The sequence below is a fragment of the Sandaracinomonas limnophila genome (assembly GCF_004005965.1).
GTDB lineage: Bacteria > Bacteroidota > Bacteroidia > Cytophagales > Spirosomataceae > Sandaracinomonas > Sandaracinomonas limnophila.
Genome location: NZ_SACY01000003.1, coordinates 491,945 through 511,997 on the forward strand (window position 1 = coordinate 491,945; position 20,053 = coordinate 511,997).

A 20,053-nucleotide genomic window follows, 5' to 3' on the forward strand; every position below is an offset into this window, starting at 1 on the left:
ACTCTTTAAAAATTACAATTAAATAGGTTTATAGGTTAAACAGTTTCAAACAGTTCGTAGCTGTTCTAATCTGTTCTAATCTATCAAATATCACTTATCCAACTATCTTTTGCAAATTATCTTGAAACAAAAACTGATTTTTTTAAAGATTTTTTAACATTTATTTAAAAAATACAACATATAAGGAGTTTTTGTATCAAAATAATACAATAATATTACTCTAAAATCTCAAATTTTTAGGATTTCGTCTCAAACTTGCCCTCCAAACATGCTTTTGCAAACGTTTAAAATCCATGTTTTTTACAATTGTACATTTCTTTGAAAAGTAATATTTTTACAAGAAATGGCGTACCTTTAAAAAATGAATGCAAAACACCCCAAGGAACTATTACCTACCTTACCCACTGAACCTGGGGTGTACCGCTATTTCGATGAAGATGGTCAACTACTATATATTGGTAAAGCTAAAAACCTAAAAAACCGCATTAGCTCCTATTTTACAAACAAACACACTGACAATAAAACACGTAGACTCGTTCAATTAATCAAACGGGTTGAATTTACCATTGTACATTCTGAATTTGATGCCTTATTACTTGAAAACACTTTAATCAAACAATATCAACCACGATTCAACATCCTTTTACGTGACGATAAAACTTATCCTTTTATTTGTATCACAAAGGAGCGGTTTCCAAGAATCATTACTACTCGAAAAATTGATCATTCCCAAGGTCAATTTTTTGGTCCCTTTGCCAATCCAAAGGCCATGCATACTTTAGTAGAAATGACTCGGCAACTCTACCCTATCAGAACATGTACCTTTTCTTTAAAAGAAGATCAAATTTTGGCAGGTAAATTTAAAGTATGTTTAGAATATCATATTGGAAATTGCAAAGGTCCTTGTGAAAACCTACAAGAGGAAGATGAGTACAATTCGCACATCGAACAAATCAAACATATATTAAAAGGTAATTTTCAGGAAGCAAAAAATTATTTTTTTGAGGAAATGATGAAGGCATCTGAAAAACTGGCATTTGAAAAAGCACAAGAGATTAAAGAGAAATGGGAATTGCTAGAAAACTTCCAAGCGAAATCAACTGTTGTCAATCCCGCCATTCAAGATGCAGATGTATTTACCATTATCTCAGATGAGAGTCACTACTTTTTTAATTTTATGCATGTAAATAATGGAACCATCACCCAATCGCAAACCTGGGAGTCAAAAAAGAAATTAGAAGAGGATGAATCGGAGGTTTTGACGATGGTGGCCAACGACAAACGAGAGCAATTCCAAAGTTCTGCAAAAGAAATTATTTCAAACATTCCATTAAGCATAGAATTTAAAGGTATAAAAAATACGATTCCGCAATTGGGCGACAAAAAGAAGCTTTTGGAAATGTCGCTCAAAAATGTTTTGTATTTTAGAAAAGAAAAAGCCGACCGTAAAGCCTCAGAAGAAAGTGGCGGGGATCGTAAAAAGAGAATTTTACTTACCCTCAAAAATGATTTACAATTAAAATCATTACCTATTCATATCGAATGTTTCGATAATTCCAACTTGCAAGGCACCAATCCTGTTTCGGCAATGGTATGTTTTAAAAATGCAGTGCCTTCTAAAAAAGATTACAGAACATTTACTCCAAAAACAGTTGAAGGCCCCAACGACTTCGCTACAATGAAGGAAGTTATTGGTAGAAGATACAAGCGATTACTAGATGAGGAAGAAGATTTACCACAACTTATTATTGTAGATGGGGGAAAAGGACAATTGAGTTCTGCCTGTGAGGCATTAAAAGAGTTAAACCTATATGGACAAATCCCAATCATTGGAATTGCCAAACGCTTGGAAGAAATTTATTTCCCAGAGGACAGCTTACCTATATATATAGATAAAAAATCAGAATCTTTAAAACTCATTCAACAACTTCGCGATGAAGCGCACCGATTCGGTATCACAGCCCATAGAAACAAAAGAAGCAAAAACTTTCTAATAAGCGAATTAGAAGAAATGGAGGGAATAGGTAAAATCACCGCTCAGAAACTTTTAAAACATTTCAAAAGCATGAAAGGAATTAAAGACGCGAGTTTGGAAGAATTGCAGGAGGTACTAGGTAAAGTTAAGGCAACAAACTTATTCTCTAAGCTTCGCTGAGCGAAAAGTTTGTATTATAATTGCAAGTGCAATTGCCATTTCACAAACTCCAACTACCAAAACGAAAAGTCCGTAAATAATACCTTGTTGTTCGGTATCACCTCTATTAAATGCTGCGAAATTCAAGTTGGCAGCACCCAACATTAATTCAATACCCATTAAAATAAATAAGGTATTTTTTTTGATTAAAATAATTGCAAAACCAATCGTAAAAAGAAAGGCAGAAATCAACCAAAAAGCTTCTAGGGGTATCTCATTCATCTTTTTTGGCAATAAAAGTGGAACCGACCAAGGCAATCAATAAAAATACTCCTACCCATTCAAACACAAAACTATATTGAGTGGTTAATAAAAACCCAACTTGTTTTAATTTGCTTTGATCATCTGGAATTAATTCAAATCCGATTTTTGATAGATTAATCAATTGAAACCAGCCAAAACAAATTGCGACACAAATTAATAAAGGAAATAATTTTGAATTTTCTTCAACCTTTAGAAGGTTTTTTCCTAAAATATCCCGTTTTGAGGTCAACATAATTCCGAACAAAATCAAAATCATAGCACCTCCTACATAAATCATTAAATGAGAAACAGCCAACACATCGGCTTTTGCCATTACGAAGAGACCTGCAAGTCCAAACATGACCAAAAACATCATGAGCACTGCATGCAGTAAATTTTTCGTAATCAGCATTCCCAAGGCTGATCCACAGGTTAAAATTGCCAAGAAAATAAAAACTATATTATTCATCTTTTGGCTTATCTGTTGAAGGTTTTTTAAAACTTGGTTTGAATACTGGTTTGAAAGGCTTTTTAATTTCACTCGTCCCTCCAGTTTCACTGGAGGCTACTTGAATTTCAAGTCCTTCGGACTTACCTAAAGTTATCACATGCTCACTCAGCTCACTCTGCTCACTCTGCTCACTCTGCTCACTCTTTACTGACTCACTTTTCTTAAAACTCGGTTTAAACCCTATTTTAGGTTTTTGTTCACTTGTTGGAATGACCTCCCCCGGCTTCGCAGGCTCAGCCACCCCCTCCTTCACGAAGGAGGGGGAAGGGGGTGGTACAGACAATTTCGCTTCCTCCTTCTCCTTCACAAACTGCTCATACAATCTCCTTTTTTCTTCTGCCTCCTCTGGACTCAGGTTTGAATAGTGAAACAAATGATCTTTCACGTCAAAAGTAGAGAAATCGTATTCAGAGGTCATAGTCAAACATTCTGTTGGACAAACCGTAGTACAAAGTCCGCAGAAGCAACATTTTGACATATCGATATCAAACTTAGCTGCATACAATCTAATAGGAGAACCATCTGAAGCATAACCTACCAAGCCAGTTGCCTTGATCGGGTCAATTTCAATACAATCTACGGGACAAATTTTCACACATTTATCACATACAATGCAATCTTCCATCACATTGTCTAATTGATACCTGCTTCTTTCCGGTATTTCGACTTGTTCTGCTGGATATTGAAGGGTGAATACACCCTCATTACTTTGAAAATAATTATCTGAACGAATATCTTGAACTTTGCGTTGGTTTTTAGCAGCCCACAAATGTTTCCAAGTTAGGGACATACCCTTTTTAGTGGATGAAATTCCTTGCCAAATTTGTTCAATATAATTTCGGAACTGATTCATCAAAAATAAATGGCTGGAAAAGTTGTCGGATCCGTTTCACGCATTATTTCATATACCTTATCTACCACATTTTCCACATTAGGCTTAGAGAAATAATCGCCATCCGAGCTGTAAGCTGGGCGATGAGGTGCTGCGGCCAAACAAGCAGCTGGGCTATCTAACCAATCAAATGCTCCCTGCTTATCCAATACTTCTTGCATCATATAAGCACTTGCCCCTCCCGGCATATCTTCATCTACAAATAATACTCTATGCGTTTTTTGGATGGAAGTTAAAATATTTTTGGGACTATCAAATGGCAATAAGGTTTGAACATCAATTACTTCAGTTGATATCCCCATTCCATGCAATTGTTCCGCAGCCTCCATCACAATTCTACACATAGAACCATAAGTCACAACAGTTAAATCAGTTCCTTCACGTAATACTTCAGGTATACCAAGAGGAACTTTAATATCGTTCAAATTTTCAGGCAAAGGTTCTTTTAATCGATAGCCATTCAAACATTCAATTACCAAGCCTGGGTCATCCCCTTCTAATAAGGTGCGGTACATACCTGCAGCTTGGGTCATATTTCTAGGTACACAAAAGTGCACTCCTCTTAAACAATGGATTAAAGTAGCCATAGGACTTCCCGAATGCCAAATACCTTCCAATCGATGTCCACGTGTACGAACGATCATAGGCGCTTTTTGTCCACCAGCGGTCCTGTAATGCATACATGCCCAATCGTCAGATAGAATTTGTAAAGGATAAAATATGTAGTCTAAGTATTGAATCTCAACAATAGGCTTCAAACCGCGCATAGATGCACCAATTCCTTGGCCGACAATCGTCATTTCACGAATTCCAGTATCAGTTACTTGGAGCTCGCCATACTTTTCTTGCAAACCAGCTAAAGTTTGGTTAACATCTCCAATTTGACCAACATCCTCTCCTATGATAAATACTCTTGGATCCTCTAAAAACTTACTAAAACTTTTATTTAAAATCTCACGACCATCTACCATCGAGACCTCTTTAGGATACTCTGGCGCTACACTTTTCACAAAAAGTGGCGAATTAGACGACTGTGAAATTTGATGCGAGCTGAAACGATTTCTGTTTTTTTCCTCTAGTTCATTTAACCACTTTCTCAACAATTTAACCGCTGGACCTTGGTAAAAACGAAAGGCTCTCAATGTCTTTCTTCCTGCTTTTACCAAATCCGAAAAAATTGGATATTGAAGTTGGGAAAGTTCCTCAATGATAGGTTGAATTAATTGAGGTTCATTTGTTGACTCCAAGAGTGTTTTTGCTATGCGTAAAAACCCTTTTTTATCCACATCTATAGATGCCATATAGGCAGCAAAAGCATCTTTCTGATACTTTCGAGCCATTAAAACAGCATCTTTATCAATTTGATTAAGTTCATCTGAACTTGCAAATCCTTGTGAAATAATCCAAAGTTTAAATCGTTCATTGCAATCAAAATCATGTTCAAAAGCTAATCTTTCTTCAGATTTATAACGCTCATGAGAACCGGAGGCCGAATGACCTTGTAATTGGGTACATTCTTCAACGTGAACCAAACATGGCACATATTCTTCTCTTGCTAATTTTGAAGCCTTTTGGTAAGCTGCAATCAATCCTGGGTAATCCCAGGCCTTTACTGTTATAATTTCTAAGCCTTCCCCATCGTCATTTCGCTGATAACCTGCTAAGGCTTTAGAAATAGATTTTTTTGTTGTTTGGTATTCAATTGGTACTGAAATTCCATATCCATCATCATATACAGAAAATACAACTGGAATTTGTAATACTCCTGCTGCATTGATGGCTTCGAGAAACATTCCTTCAGAAGTAGAGGCATCACCAATTGTAGTGAAGCAAACCTCTTTCCCATCTTTAGAAAACCCTTCCTTAAAATTCTCTAATTTCGGATTTTCTTTGAACAATTTACTAGCATAGGCAATCCCAAGTGAGCGCGGAATTTGCCCTGCTGTAGAAGAAATACCTGCAATTGAATTATATCGATTTGTTTGGTCCGTCCAATTCCCCTCAGCATCTAACAAACGAGTGGCATGGTGATTTATCATTTGACGACCACCTGAATGAGGGTCAAATTGAATATCAGGATGACCATAAAGCTGTGCAAAATATTGTGGCCAAGTCATGTCACCTAAGGCTGCTGCAACAGTTTGGTCGCGGTAATACCCAGAGAAATAATCTCCTAAACGCATGGAACGTGCTAAAGCAATTTGGCACAACTCCTTACCATCTCCGTAAATACCAAACTTTGCCCTACCAGAAAAAACCTCTTTACGAATCAATAAAGAACATTGTCGACTGATAGCCGCCAAACGGTAATCGTTTAGGACACTGATTGAATCGAAAGAAATATCTGTTTCAGAAAACACTAAATTGTCAAAAGATTGTAAATGCGGGGTATAATATCTGTAAAAATACTTAGATTTGTTTTTATTATCAATCACAAATATTTAAAATTCATTAATTATGAAAAAATTAATTGCTTTAATCGCCTTAGTATTAGGATTTGCATTTAACTCAAATGCGCAAGGAGTAATCAAATTCAAAGCTTCAAATCATGATTTTGGAAAAATTGCACAAGGAGTACCTGCTACCTATACATTTGAATTCACAAATACTGGAAAATCACCAGTAGTAATTTCAAATGTACAACCTTCTTGTGGTTGTACAACACCAGATTGGACTCGTGAGCCAATTATGCCTGGTAAAACTGGAAAAGTAACTGCTTCTTACAATGCAGCCGCAATTGGCGCATTCAATAAAACCATCACTGTTGTAAACAATGGTGAGGTTGGAAATATTGTTCTTTCTATACAAGGAACGGTAGAAAAGAAATAAGTAAAAAAGGCCCCTTCCGGGGCCTTTTTTAATCTCGATTCTCAAGCTCTTTTCTATTCCCTAAGGAGTTTATCCATTTAGCAATCTTCAATACATCACCCGCAGGAACATGACTCATTGGAGCCATTTCAGTTGCGTAATCAGGCCAATTAGCAGGATTAGGCTTATAGACCAATTTCAAAATCTGCTGGTCTGTATATTTCCTCTTTGCTATTTCTTCAAAAGCAGGACCTACTATTCGCTTATCTTTTGCATGACAAGCCACACAAGTATGCTTTTTCAGTAATTCTTGGGCTACAGATTCTGAAATCAAACCAGTTGTTTTTTTATCTTGTTTTGGCTTTTCCAGAACTACATCATTTTTTTTTGCTTTTTCTTCTTCCATCGCAATCGATTTCCATGTATTTACTGCAATATCATTACTTGGAAACTCATTGACCGTATAATAAGCCGTTTCATGCAATAAATTATCACCCGATGCACTTTGAAGGCCAGGGAATTTCAATTCATGGATAAAATACCTTCTCATTCCATCTAATTCCATACTGATTTGCTTTTTATCATCTGAAATTCGAATAGATTTTATTGGTAAATTTTTCAACTCAATAATTGGACTTCCATACTGATGTTGGTATTTGTAAATGTAACTTCTAAGGGCATAAGATTTCAACTTATTAACAGAAGCCTCATTCAAAGGTTGTGTAAAACTTAAGACAAATCCACCTTTTTGAACTTTAATATCCTTAATTTCAAAGGGATTTTTTCCATTCCAAACCAATCGTTGCAAACCATATTCATCTTTTCCCGTTGACCCCCAACCTCTGGAAGTCATACCCACAAACATGCTTCCATCTAAACCAAATCTTTCACGTAAAATACCTGATTGAAATCCTTCACGGTAATTGATACAAAATCCTTGGTAAACACCATTCACTTTCTCTAATCCCATTCGCATTACTTTAGATTGTCCTTGGTCAGCTACAAAATATTGGCCAGGGAAAGGACTAAACTTGCCACCAGTTGTATCTTGCAAGATATCTGAAGTTGAGATACCCATGATAGCATGTGGAAACCAAACAGCTGGCAATTTTAGATTCTTCACTTTTTCAGCAGCCATGTACATGGGATTTCCATTGTCAGGAATTTCTTCTAATGTTAATTTAAATGGACTATTAGGCTCTTTTGCCCATTTCAATCCACCTGGATTCCCCGCAAAATCTCCTTTTGACAATTGTGTAACGCGACCAGAACCTACCCAATCTCCTTGATTTTCCCCATAAAACAAATCCCCATCAGCGTTAAAACTATAACCAGCAGGAGAACGAAGTCCGCCAGCAAAGGGCTCTAATTTTCCATCTTTTGTGATTTTTACGAACCATCCTCTCCACTTCGAAAACTTCCCTTCTCCAAAACCAACCCAGGCTAAATTCAATGAAACCCACATGTCGCCATTTTTATCAAATACAGGTCCATAGGTATATTCATGATAATTCCCCGACAATTCAAATTGGTAAACAGGCTCGTATAAATCTGCAACCCCATCTCTATTCACATCACTTACCTTTGTCAATTCACCTCGTTGGGAACAATAAAATACGCCATCTTGATAGGCCAAACCCAATATCTCGTGCATACCAGAGGCAAATTTATGATAGCTCACCTGGTGATTTTCCAATTGATATGGATTCTCTAAAATCCATATTTCTCCTCTACGAGTACTAACCGCCAATTTACCATCTGGCAAGGTGGCTATACCTCCTATTTCTAGGTAAATTTCTTTTGGTATTGGCAAGGTTTTGATTTCATAGAAATCAGATTCTTGTGGAACATTTTTCTTCTGAGCAAGCAGTGAAAAGCTCAATAAACAGGCTAAAATATATAAACTCTTTTTCATAATTATTTCTACCAGATAATTTGATAATTAAACTCCTCCCCTAACAAAGGCAACCTTAATTGAAATTGGTGATTACCTAATTTCAATATTTCAGCTGTCCCTTTTTCCCATTTCACATTGTATTCATTGCTATTAGCAGATTGCATGTTGGAATTCAATTCTGCAAAATCAGTTGCATTGGAAACAATCAATTGCACATTGGATTTAGTTGGGCTTGCCCCTACAATTTTAATTTTTCTCAACAAACCTGTTCCCTCTGCATTGGGTAAAATATAATCTTCGATTTGCAAACCGGTAGATTTCCAATCATACTTAAATATTGGACGACCATGCTGGATGCGATAACCTTTATACACCAAATCCTTTGCCTCTAATGAGTCCAACTGATTTTGATGGTCAACTACTAAAGGAAATTTACCATCCATATCCAAAACAACACCCATCGGTTCAGAGGTCTGAGGCTCGCCTCTATTTTCCCACATTTGTGTAACATTCAAAAACTTCCCTTTCCACACCTGCAAAAGTGCTCCTTGTTTTAAATTGTAAGAATAATGGATTCCTGAAGGGTCACCCACAGAAATTACATGTGTCTTTTTTATCCCTTTATGAAATGTAAAAGAACGTTGAAATACGGGTTCAGATTCCGCCTTTAATTCAATCATTCCCACTGCCTCCGGATCAGGCAATGAGGTTCTCTCGTGAACATCCACCCAATGTGCCCCAACTCTTTTGATACTTAAACCAAGCGATTTAGGCCCCCATGGAAAATCTTTTGCATAAACTAATTGTAAATGATGGGTTCCTTTCTCCAATTTTATGGATTCGTAAATGCTTTGTGTGTACCAAGAAGCCCCTTTATTTAATAATTGACCATCTACAAACAATTGACCAGATCCTGTCCAATTTGTTTTAAATTGATATGTATCCGTGGCAGGCACTTCAATATCTTCATCAAATTTGGTTAAAAAATCACTTCGTAAATCAATTGCTTTCTGAGTTATTTTATCCAAATCACCCGACTGAACAACTTTTGCATTTCCCACTTGATAGTCTGGAAATTTACCTTCATAAACTTGAAACCGAACCTTTCCTAATTGAACACTTGGTAAGTCGTATGTCTCATACCAAATATTTTTGAAGGCAATTTGTCCATGATCACCTTGAATCATCAAAGGACCAAAAGCGGCTTCCTTGTCAAAAAGTGACCCACGGGTCAATCCAGAAACGATTACATTTTCCTGAACAACAACTCCGTTTAAAATTACTTTTTTGAAAATTGCAGATTGAGTTTTCACTCCATTGGCATTGAACCGTGGTGCTTGAAATTCCACTTCTAAATGTTGCCATAAACCGGGAGCTTTACTAGCATTTACCCTTGGAGCTGAGCCCTCATATCCCTCATTTCCTTTGCCTCTTTTTTCATCCCAGCGCTCATAAATACCCCCGCAATCATTGTATTTTACCGATTTTTTGCCATAGGAATCGAACAATTGCAATTCGTAACGGCCCTGCAAATAAAGCCCAGAATTTGCTCCCTTGGGTAACATGAAGTCAATTTTAAAATGAATATCTCCATGATTCAACTTAAATTTTAAGTCATCTTCTCGGTGATACTTTCCTTGGCGCAGAGTATTGACCAAAATTCCATTCCCCATACTTATTTGCAATAGGGAATCTGAAATATTTCCTTTTGCTCGTCCTTCGATGGTCCAATTTTTGGTTGGTGAATCAAAAGCAGAAAGGTCATTCAGAGCAATCTGATTTTGGGCAAGACTTGAAAAGGAAACAAATAAAAGTAAAAAGTACAATCGTTTCATTTCGGAATAAAATAGGTTTAAAGTGTAAAGCTATTAAAAAAATAATAGTATTTTCATCGGCACAATCAGGATAATGGTATATATTTTTAAATTAATTGAAATTAAATTAATTGTTTTGTAAACTATCCAATAAGTTTCGTGATGATAAAAAATAATTCTCGAATAAATTCCTGGCTAATACACCTAGTTTTCTGGGCGGTTTACTTGGCTCTTCCATTTATGGTGCGCCCGAATCCAACAGTTAAAGATGTTCATGAAATTGAAAAATTTCAACGATGGACTTTTTATTTTTCATTAATCTGCGTTTCTCATATTCCTGTTTTTTATTTACATACAGAGTTATTGATTAAAAATATCCTAAAAAAAAGAGGTCTCATTTTGTATTTAATTGGAATCACATTTTTGATAGTTTTCAGTTTATATTTCAATGATTTGTTACGTTTCATCATTTTTGACCATCATGGTGAAAACCGCTTAAGAGGAAATATTTTTAGAAGAGCACCCTTTTTATCTGGTTTATTTCAAATTCTCTTCATTTTTGCTATCGGTTATATCTATCAAAATGTTGTAGATAATTTAAAAGAAAAAGAGCTCCAAAAGGAGTCTGAAAATGAAACGTTAAAATCGGAATTATCCTTTTTACGCTCTCAGATTTCTCCACATTTCATGTTCAATGTATTAAATTCTGTAGTTTCACTTTCGCGCAGAAAACCAGAAATGGTGGAGCCTGTAGTGATCAAATTGTCTGAATTGATGAGATATATGTTATATGAGACAAATGATTCCAGTGTACCCTTGGAAAAAGAAGCCTTGTATCTTGAAAGTTATATAGATCTACAAAAAATCCGTTTCGGAAATGATATTTCGATCAATTTTGAACAAAATATAACAAACAAAAGCAATCAAATTGAACCTATGCTATTGATTCCTTTCGTAGAAAATGCTTTTAAACATGGGGTTGGCTTAATAGAGAATCCTACGATTGACATTCACTTGAAAAGTGATGACTCAGGAATATTTTTTACGGTTAGCAATAAGGTTAATTCTGCTTCCAAATTGGAGAAAAAAGATGACAGTTCCGGTATTGGCTTAAGTAATGTCAAAAGAAGACTTGAATTATTGCACCCCAATCACCACCTTAAAATCAATGAAACCAATGAGGTGTTTACTGTTGAACTTCACATAATTTCGTAAAAATGGAAGAGTTAGAAAATTTAGAAACAAGCAATGGAAATACATTTTTAAAATGTTTAGCCATTGATGATGAATCTTTAGCTCTCGATTTATTGGAAGACAATATTTCGAAAATACCCTTTTTAAAACTTGAAAAGCGTTGCAAAAATGCAATGGAGGCCTTGCAAGTGTTGCAAAATGAAAAAATTGATTTAATCTTTTTAGACATCCAAATGCCCGGATTAACAGGGATACAATTTTTGGAAAGTCTAACTCATAAACCGATGGTTATTTTTGTGTCGGCCTACCAACAATATGCTATCGAAGGTTTCAATTTAGACGTCATTGACTATGTCTTAAAACCTATCAATTTTGAGCGTTTTTTCAAGGCTTGCAATAAGGCATTCGATTATTTCAAAAGCATACATTCTTACAAGGAGAACGAAAACAAAACCAATAAAGATTATTTTTTCATACATGCCGACTATTCCCTAATGAAGGTGATGTTTGATGATATTTTATACGTGGAAGGCCTAAAAGATTACATCAAAATCCATTTGACGAGTCAAAAACACCCCATTGTGTGCCGAATGACCATGAAATCCATCGAGGAAAAACTTCCTTCAGATCAATTTTTCAGGGTTCATAAATCATACATCGTTTCCATCAAAAAAATGGAGTCGATCAGAAATCAAAAAATAAAGATTGGCGAAAACCACATCCCGCTTAGTGAAAACTTTGCTGATCAATTTATGCAGGCGATTGGTTATTCAAAAAATTAATTATTTGAACTTATAAGAAACTCCTAACCAGGCACGTAACAGTCCAGTTGTTACTTGAGAATCTGTATAAGGGGTAATTTCAAAGTTCAATCCTAATTTCGGCAATTTATCAAATGGGTACGCACGAACACCAAATGATCCATAAAAGCCCTTCAAATTAGATGATTGCTTTAAATATACATCATTTAAAAGCCCTAAACTTACACCACCACCTAAATAATAGATTACATTGTCTTTTTTCTTAACAGGAATTTGAGGACCCACCTCAGTGGTAATTAGGGAGGTAGCTGAATTCATTTGAACCCTTGCCTCAAAAAAAACAGGTGCTGAAGTTTTAGTTGAAAAGGCCAATTGCGAATTGAATGGATAATAACTTACCGTTTGCGCTTTAGAAATTAAAGAAACGAAAAAGATTAAAGTGGTAAAAAGTAATTTGTTGTTCATGTATGCTAAAATTGTGGGCGCAAGTTAGCAATTTCATTTTAAAATTTAGGGAACACTAAAAAATATGTAAATTTGAAAGCAAATATTCCCCGATGTCGGTTTTAAAAAAATTAGCAGGCGAAACGCTATCTTATGGATTCAGTACAATCATTGGAAGATCTCTCAATTTTCTTTTGGTATTAGTCCATACAAAAGCCTTTAGCCCTTCTGAATTAGGCATTAACGTAAAACTCTATTCTTACATAGCCATTGCTACCATTTTATATACTTATGGTATGGAAACTGCCTATTTTAGGTATGCAAAAGAAAATCCGCAGAAATATTATCGAATCATATTAACGGCAATAATTACTACAACCACTATTTTTACAGGCTTACTTTTCATAGGCGCAGGCCCAATTATGTCAGCACTCGGGTACCCTCATCAAGAAACTTTTCTTTGGTGGATTGCCCTTATTTTGGCCATCGATTCCATTACTGCCATTCCCTTCGCAAGATTACGTTTAGAACAAAAAACCAAAAAGTTTGTAGGGGCAAAATTATTTTCAATATTTGTCAACATTGGACTTAATTTACTGTTTTTATTAGTTTTTAAGCCTATACATGATGGACACTGGGGAGCTCAATTGCAAGCTGACTTCCAACATTTATACGAACCATCAATAGGTGCAGGATATATATTTTTGGCAAATCTTGTGGCCAATTTCACGTTCTTCATTTGGTTAAAAAAAGAATTTCAGGATTTCCGGTTCGAATGGGATTGGACAGAATTAAAGCGTCTAATTATTTATGCTTTTCCAATCATGTTCATGAGTTTGGCAGCTATGTCAAATTTAATGTTTGATCGTTTATTATTAGAAGAATTACTTCCAGCCGGATTTTATCCTGGTAGAACTTCACAAGATGCATTAGGAATTTATGGAAATTGTTACAAACTTTCCATATTTATGAGCTTGGCAATTCAAGCTTTCAAATATTCAGCAGAGCCATTCTTTTTAGGACGAGTTTCAAAGGAAAATACCAAAGAAAACCTTGCCTTAGTCACTCACTGGTTCATCATTGTATGTATCTTTTTATGGATGGGAGTTTCCTGTAACCTGTTCTGGCTGAAAAGCATTTTTTTGAAGAGAGAAATTTATTGGGAAGGAATTGGAATTATACCTGTTTTATTACTAGCTAATTTATTCTTAGGTGTTTATTACAATATTTCTGTTTGGTTTAAATTGAAAGATAAAACCTATTTGGGGACTTTAATTACTTTGATAGGATTTGCTGTTACCATTTCCGGCAACATTTTATTTATCCCCAAATATGGATATATGGCAAGTGCATATTCTTTTTTAGCTTCGGCAATTTTGATGACTATTTTATGCTTAATTGGCGGACAAAAATACGATCCCGCACCCTACAAGATTACAAGTGCCATCCTATACATCTTAGCAGGTTTACTTGCCATTGAATTACCTAATTATTTACCACAGTTTATTCCACAATTAGTTAGTCAAAATTTAGGAATTATTTTCTTCTTAATTTTCTTAATTTTAAAAGAATTTTCCATCCAAGATGGGAAATTTTCCCTAAAAAAATGAGATCAAAAATCAAAACCCAATTTCTGGAATTGCAATTGAAAATCACTCAAATGGGTAGATTATTGCAAGAAACGATGGGTAAGCTCGCTGATCAAAACAAGCAAAATCAAAAGCTTTTGGTTGATTTGGAAACAAAGGAAAATCAGATAAAAGACCTTAGTGAGAAAATAAAAGATTTAGAAAAAAATAATAAAATATCAGAAAAAATTGCTAAAATTGTAGTTAATACTGAAAATACGGTAGTCCCAACTACTGACTTGAAGAAAAAATTAGAACAATATATTTCAATTATAGAACATAGTATTGAAGCCCTAAAAAACAAATGAGCCAAAAACTTCCTTGTAATATTATTTTAGGAATACAGGCTTTAGCCCTAAAGGTTCAACCAGAGGAGGAATTTTGTGTAAGAAAGGCTGCGAAATTAGTAAACGAACTAGTTAAATATTATGAAAAAAAGACCAACCAAACAGATCCAGGAACGGTAATGGCGATGGTTGCCTTAGATTTGGCCATGTGTGGTATCAAATTCGACAACGAATTAGACGAACACTTACACCAAACTCAAACGAAAAATTCGGAATTGTTGGAACTCATCAATTCCTTTTCTAATTAATTTTCAGGTACATTGGGGCTAATGTTTTAAACACATTTGCTATATGATTCTTACCATTTTAGTTCCCATTTTAGCCTTGGTTGCAGGGGTATTCGGAGGGAAATTATTAAATTCAAAAAACACAAAAGATTTCGAAGCGGAAGCTCAAAAAAAGGCTGACGACATTCTAAAAAACGCAGAATTCTCTGCTGAAAATCTAAAAAAAGACAAAATGTTGGAAGCGAAAGAAAATTTCATTCGCTTAAAAGCTGAGTTTGAAGAGGAGACACAATCGAAAAAAGCTATTCTTATTGAAAATGAGCAAAAATTAAGAGAGAAAGAACGTACTCTTCAACAACAGGCAGAACAACAACGCACTACTGAGCAAGAAATTCATTCAGCTCGCCAAAGCATTCAATCCAAGGAAGAAAACCTTCGTAAAAAGAATGAAGAAGCTGACAAAAAACGTGCGGAAGCTGAAGAAATGCTTGCCAATCAAATTAGCCAATTAGAAAGAATTTCAAACCTTTCAGCAGCTGAAGCTCGTGAACAATTGATGGATGCATTAAAAGCTGAGGCAGAAAGTAAAGCAAGTTCTTTAGTAAAACAAGCCATTGAAGAAGCTAAATTGACAGCTACAAAAGAAGCTAAAAAAGTAGTTATCGAAACCATTCAACGTACCGCTGCTGAAAATGCCATTGAAAACTGCGTTTCCGTTTTCAACATTGAATCAGATGATGTGAAAGGAAAAATCATTGGTCGTGAAGGTAGAAACATCCGTGCACTAGAAGCAGCGACTGGTGTAGAATTCATTGTTGATGATACCCCTGAAGCTATTATCATTTCAGGCTTTGATCCAGTGAGAAGAGAAATTGCTCGTTTATCTTTACACCGTTTGGTGCAAGATGGTCGTATTCACCCAGCTCGTATTGAGGAGGTTGTGAACAAAACCCGCAAAAACATCGAAGACGAAATTGTTGAAATTGGGGAGAAAACTGTGATTGATTTAGGAATACACGGCCTGCATCCTGAACTAATCAAAATGGTTGGTAGAATGCGTTTCCGTTCATCTTATGGTCAAAACTTGTTACAGCACTCTCGCGAAGTAGCAAAGCTTTGTTCTACCATGGCAGCTGAATTAGGATTAAACGTTAAACTTGCAAAAAGAGCAGGATTATTACACGATATCGGAAAAGTTTGGCCAGATGAGCCAGAATTGCCACACGCAATTTTGGGCATGGAATTGGCTCAAAAATACAAGGAACATCCTGAGGTTTGTAATGCCATTGGAGCTCACCACGATGAAGTTGAAATGACAAGTATGATTTCACCAATCATTCAAGTATGTGACGCCATTTCTGGTTCAAGACCAGGTGCACGTCGTGAAATGATGGAGTCTTACATGAAGCGACTTAAAGAATTAGAGGAATTAGCTACTTCTTTCGACGGAGTTCAAAAATGTTACGCGATCCAAGCCGGAAGGGAGCTTCGTATTTTAGTTGATTCAGAAAATGTTTCTGACGAAAAAGCAAGTAATCTATCTTTTGATATTTCACAAAAAATTGAGAAAGAAATGCAATACCCAGGACAAATCAAAGTAACGGTAATCCGTGAAATGCGCGCAGTGAATTTTGCAAAATAGTTATAGAATTTACTAACTTAAAGGCTGTTTCAAAGAAGCAGCCTTTTTTTATGAAAATCATTCAACCCACCTCCCCATCTGATTGGGAAAAATATTTAGCGCTTCGTTATGAAGTATTAAGAGAGCCTTGGAATCAACCTTTGGGCTCAGAAATATTAGCAGATGATTCTACATCACTTAACGCAATGATAATTGATGCTCAAGGAGATGCCTTAGGTGTGGCACGATTACATGAAACAAGTCCTGGTGTTGGTCAAGTTCGTTGCGTAGCCATAAAAACAATGCAGCAGGGAAAAGGCCTAGGAAAGATATTGATGAACTATTTGGAGAATGAAGCCATTAAACTTGGGCTCAGAGAAATCATTTTAGAGGCCCGAGAAAATGCAGTACCCTTTTATGAAAGCCTCGGATACAAAATCACCAAAAAGTCATATTTGCTTTTTGATGAAATTCAGCATTATACAATGGAAAAAGAGTTATGAGTTATGAGTTATGTGTTATGTGTTATGAGTTGTCGATTTTGCAAACTTCATAATTCATAACCCATAACTCATAACTTTAAATTTGTGCACTCGGAATTTGATTGAATGACACCTTTGCTTTTTTAGCGTCTTTAAAGGCTTCCTTTGGCTTGATATTTAAAATTTGGAATAATTCCTTGTCCGATTTGGCATCTGGATTAGGAGTTGTCAATAATACATCTCCAGAGAAGATAGAATTGGCTCCTGCCATAAAACAGAATGCTTGACCTTCATAGTTTAACTCCAATCGACCAGCAGACAAACGAACTGCCGATTGTGGCATCATGATTCTTGCGGTTGCAATCATGCGTACCAAATCCCAAACAGATGCTGTTGGTTGATCCGCAAATGGAGTTCCTTCCACTGGAACTAAATTATTAATTGGAACAGATTCTGGATGTTCAGGTAAATTTGCAAGAGTCAACAACATACCAATACGGTCATTGGCCGATTCTCCCATTCCTATAATACCACCAGAACAAACTGATAATTTTGCCTTTCTGACATTTTCTAAGGTTTGCAAACGGTCGTCAAATGTTCTTGTAGAAATAACATCATCATAATATTCTTCAGAAGTGTCGATGTTATGATTGTATGCATATAAGCCTGCATCTTTTAGTTTTTCAGCCTGCTCTTCGCTCAACATTCCAAGTGTACAACAAACCTCCATTCCAAGAGTATTAACACCCTTAACCATTTCCAATACGCGATCGAAATCCTTATTATCTCTAACCTCTCTCCATGCTGCCCCCATGCAAAAACGAGAACTACCATTTTCTTTGGCACGCACAGCTGCAGAAATCACCTCTTCATAAGGTAACAATTTTTGAACTTTTACGTTTGTATGGTAACGAGCAGCTTGAGAACAATAGGAACAATCTTCTGGACAACCGCCTGTCTTAATAGACAACAAGGTACTTACTTGAACTTCATTTGGATCAAAATTCTGACGGTGCACCGTAGCAGCCTGATAAACTAAATCCAAAAATGGTTGATTAAAAATTTGTTCAACCTCTTCCCTTGTCCAATCGTGTCTAATCATTTGTTTAAATTTTCACAAAGATAATGTCGGAACCCGACATTTATCAATTTTATTTCAATTCTATTAAATAAGGCATCAAAGCTTGTAAGCCTTCTCTGTTTTTAATTCGATTGATTTCTAACATAGCATCTGCCCAAGGAATATTCTTTTGAATCAAACGTTCTGTAATTTTTGATTCCGAAATTGATGATTCCAATAATTTCTCCAAAAACATTTTTTTCTTTGGATATATGGACACTTTATATGCACCTTTTTTCAGTTTAACCTTATCAGCTGCCAATTGAATAGCTGTTTTCAATCCACCCAACTCATCTACCAAGCCGATCTGTTTGGCTTGGGCTCCTGTCCAAACTCGACCTTCGGCTATAGATTTTAATTTTTCTACAGGCATTTTTCTACCTTGCGCAGCTTTTGAGGTAAATGATTCGTACCCTTCATTAACAATTTGCTGAATTACATTTTTTTCAAAATCGGATAAAGCACCGGTCGTTTGCATAAAACTTGAATGGGCATTTGTTTTCACTTGGTCTTTGGTAATTCCCAATTTCTCTTTCATCAAATTATCCAAATTAAACCATTGACCAAAAATTCCAATAGAGCCAGTGATTGTTGCAGGATGGGCCACAATAGCGTCTGTCCCCATTGCCATGTAATAACCACCTGAAGCTGCATAAGTAGACATGGAAGCAATTACTGGCTTAACTTTTTTGGCCAATTGAATTTCTCTCCACATGTTATCAGAAGCCAATGCAGATCCTCCAGGACTATTGATTCGCAATACAATTGCTTTAACCGATTTGTTGTCACGCAATTTTCTCAACTCTTTATTGAAATTTTCTGATCCGATGGCATCATCATCTGCTTTGGTTCCAACTATTTCTCCTTCAGCCACCAATACTGCAATTTTATCGGAGCTTTCAACTTCTTTAATAGGGCTATCTGCTTTTAGGATGGAATTTAAACCAATGAATTCTAAATCTTCCTTTTCCTTCACTTTTACCAATTTCATCAATTCGTCTGTCACTTGATCTTCATAAGCCAAATTAAGTAAGCCTTTTTGCTCAGCTAATTTTGGGCGAAATGACCATAAACTATCTGCAATGGTATTTAAGGTCGGAACTGATAAGTTGCGAGAGCGGGCAATTTTATCAAATACAAAAGAGTTGATCGAGTTCAAATAAGACAAAGTTTGTTCCTTATTTTCTGGACTCATATCCTCACGGATAAAAGGTTCAACTGCTGATTTGTATTTACCCACTTTAAAAACAAGCGGTTCTACTCCTAGTTTATCAAAAGCTTTTTTGAAAAAAATCGGATTCGATGAAATTCCGCTAAACTCTACTAAACCATTAGGATTCAAGTAAACCTTATCAGAAACTGAGGCTAAATAATACCCTTTTTGAGAATAAGAATCCGCAAAAGAAATTACAAATTTTCCTGATTTCTTGAAGTCTTCAATGGCATCGCGAATTTCTGAAATCTGAGCATAACTAGCCATAGGCATCGTAGATTCCAAATATATCCCTTTTATTTTCGTATCTATTTTGGCACGTTCAATTGCATCTAATAATTGAATCAAGCCAATTTTTTCTGCGTTTTCCACAAAAGGCCCCAATAAGTCTGCGAATGGATTTTCTTCAGAATTTGCATTTTCAACAATTGGATGTGATAAATCTAAGCGTAAAATAGAATTTTCTTTTATTTCTACTTTAGCATCAGATTCGGACATAACTGTACCTATTCCTGCAATAATGAGAATACTCAATAAGCTAAACAGGAATAGGCCAAGTATATTAGATAAGGTATTTTTTACAAATTGCCACATAATTTTATTGTTTAGTGTTTTATTTTATTCTCAAATTTGAATAAAAAAGTTAAACTAGGCATA

The 20,053-nt window shown here is 35.7% G+C and carries 18 protein-coding genes; 9 read left to right on the forward strand and 9 right to left on the reverse strand.

The features are described from left to right. Window positions 1-361 precede the first annotated feature (361 nt). Window positions 362-2,155 (forward strand): excinuclease ABC subunit UvrC, encoded by a 1,794-nt coding sequence (gene uvrC / locus EOJ36_RS08295; protein ID WP_127804243.1) that lies wholly within the window; start codon window positions 362-364, stop codon window positions 2,153-2,155. On the opposite strand, the gene nuoK is transcribed toward uvrC, so the two are convergent. Genes nuoK through EOJ36_RS08315 form a run of 4 tightly spaced genes read right to left on the reverse strand, consistent with a single transcriptional unit; the run spans window position 2,135 to window position 6,275 of the window. Next, window positions 2,135-2,416 carry an NADH-quinone oxidoreductase subunit NuoK gene (gene nuoK / locus EOJ36_RS08300; protein ID WP_127804245.1) on the reverse strand — a complete coding sequence of 94 codons (282 nt, stop codon included), beginning with the start codon at window positions 2,414-2,416 and terminating at the stop codon, window positions 2,135-2,137. The two genes, uvrC and nuoK, sit on opposite strands and share 21 nt — an antisense overlap. Beyond that, entirely contained in the window at window positions 2,409-2,906 is a 498-nt protein-coding gene (locus EOJ36_RS08305; protein WP_127804247.1) for an NADH-quinone oxidoreductase subunit J family protein, read from the reverse strand. Before EOJ36_RS08305 ends, nuoK begins: the two co-directional genes overlap by 8 nt. Further along, window positions 2,899-3,801 carry a 4Fe-4S binding protein gene (locus EOJ36_RS08310; protein ID WP_127804249.1) on the reverse strand — a complete coding sequence of 301 codons (903 nt, stop codon included), beginning with the start codon at window positions 3,799-3,801 and terminating at the stop codon, window positions 2,899-2,901. The genes EOJ36_RS08305 and EOJ36_RS08310 overlap by 8 nt, the downstream gene beginning before the upstream one ends. Next, complete coding sequence (locus EOJ36_RS08315) at window positions 3,801-6,275, reverse strand: alpha-ketoacid dehydrogenase subunit alpha/beta (RefSeq protein WP_317125907.1); 2,475 nt, start codon at window positions 6,273-6,275, stop codon at window positions 3,801-3,803. Before EOJ36_RS08315 ends, EOJ36_RS08310 begins: the two co-directional genes overlap by 1 nt. A 22-nt stretch (window positions 6,276-6,297) precedes the next feature. On the opposite strand from EOJ36_RS08315, the gene EOJ36_RS08320 reads away from it, so the two are divergent. After that, window positions 6,298-6,669: a DUF1573 domain-containing protein gene (locus EOJ36_RS08320; RefSeq protein WP_127804251.1), complete on the forward strand. Its 372-nt coding sequence runs from the start codon at window positions 6,298-6,300 to the stop codon at window positions 6,667-6,669. Window positions 6,670-6,697: 28 nt separating this feature from the next. On the opposite strand, the gene EOJ36_RS08325 is transcribed toward EOJ36_RS08320, so the two are convergent. Further along, window positions 6,698-8,563 carry a hypothetical protein gene (locus EOJ36_RS08325; RefSeq protein WP_127804253.1) on the reverse strand — a complete coding sequence of 622 codons (1,866 nt, stop codon included), beginning with the start codon at window positions 8,561-8,563 and terminating at the stop codon, window positions 6,698-6,700. Window positions 8,564-8,571: 8 nt separating this feature from the next. Beyond that, window positions 8,572-10,380, reverse strand: a complete 1,809-nt coding sequence (locus EOJ36_RS08330; protein ID WP_127804255.1) for a family 16 glycoside hydrolase — start codon at window positions 10,378-10,380, stop codon at window positions 8,572-8,574. 141 nt (window positions 10,381-10,521) lie between these two features. Between EOJ36_RS08330 and EOJ36_RS08335 the strand changes: the two genes are divergently transcribed. Both EOJ36_RS08335 and EOJ36_RS08340 read left to right on the forward strand, forming a co-directional pair. Next, on the forward strand, window positions 10,522-11,574 hold the full coding sequence (locus tag EOJ36_RS08335; protein WP_127804257.1) for a sensor histidine kinase: 1,053 nt from the start codon (window positions 10,522-10,524) through the stop codon (window positions 11,572-11,574). Between the two features lie 2 nt (window positions 11,575-11,576). Then, a complete protein-coding gene (locus tag EOJ36_RS08340; protein WP_127804259.1) occupies window positions 11,577-12,335 on the forward strand; it encodes a LytR/AlgR family response regulator transcription factor in 759 nt (252 codons plus the stop codon). On the opposite strand, the gene EOJ36_RS08345 is transcribed toward EOJ36_RS08340, so the two are convergent. After that, window positions 12,336-12,779, reverse strand: a complete 444-nt coding sequence (locus tag EOJ36_RS08345) for a hypothetical protein (protein WP_127804261.1) — start codon at window positions 12,777-12,779, stop codon at window positions 12,336-12,338. A 92-nt stretch (window positions 12,780-12,871) separates the two neighbouring features. On the opposite strand from EOJ36_RS08345, the gene EOJ36_RS08350 reads away from it, so the two are divergent. Genes EOJ36_RS08350 through EOJ36_RS08370 form a run of 5 tightly spaced genes read left to right on the forward strand, consistent with a single transcriptional unit; the run spans window position 12,872 to window position 17,084 of the window. Then, window positions 12,872-14,368, forward strand: a complete 1,497-nt coding sequence (locus tag EOJ36_RS08350) for a lipopolysaccharide biosynthesis protein (protein WP_127804263.1) — start codon at window positions 12,872-12,874, stop codon at window positions 14,366-14,368. Next, window positions 14,365-14,694 carry a hypothetical protein gene (locus tag EOJ36_RS08355; protein ID WP_238944443.1) on the forward strand — a complete coding sequence of 110 codons (330 nt, stop codon included), beginning with the start codon at window positions 14,365-14,367 and terminating at the stop codon, window positions 14,692-14,694. The genes EOJ36_RS08350 and EOJ36_RS08355 overlap by 4 nt, the downstream gene beginning before the upstream one ends. Next, a complete protein-coding gene (locus tag EOJ36_RS08360) occupies window positions 14,691-14,981 on the forward strand; it encodes a cell division protein ZapA (protein ID WP_127804267.1) in 291 nt (96 codons plus the stop codon). Before EOJ36_RS08355 ends, EOJ36_RS08360 begins: the two co-directional genes overlap by 4 nt. A 43-nt stretch (window positions 14,982-15,024) precedes the next feature. Next, window positions 15,025-16,602, forward strand: coding sequence for a ribonuclease Y (gene rny, locus EOJ36_RS08365; RefSeq protein ID WP_127804269.1), 1,578 nt, complete (start codon window positions 15,025-15,027; stop codon window positions 16,600-16,602). A 50-nt stretch (window positions 16,603-16,652) separates the two neighbouring features. Continuing rightward, window positions 16,653-17,084, forward strand: a complete 432-nt coding sequence (locus EOJ36_RS08370) for a GNAT family N-acetyltransferase (protein WP_127804271.1) — start codon at window positions 16,653-16,655, stop codon at window positions 17,082-17,084. A gap of 76 nt (window positions 17,085-17,160) precedes the next feature. Here EOJ36_RS08370 and bioB read toward each other — a convergent pair whose 3' ends face one another. Next, window positions 17,161-18,165 (reverse strand): biotin synthase BioB, encoded by a 1,005-nt coding sequence (gene bioB / locus EOJ36_RS08375; RefSeq protein WP_127804273.1) that lies wholly within the window; start codon window positions 18,163-18,165, stop codon window positions 17,161-17,163. 49 nt (window positions 18,166-18,214) lie between these two features. Then, the gene (gene sppA / locus EOJ36_RS08380; protein ID WP_127804275.1) at window positions 18,215-19,990 is read right to left on the reverse strand and encodes a signal peptide peptidase SppA; all 1,776 of its coding nucleotides are present in this window, start codon (window positions 19,988-19,990) and stop codon (window positions 18,215-18,217) included. Window positions 19,991-20,053 lie beyond the last annotated feature (63 nt).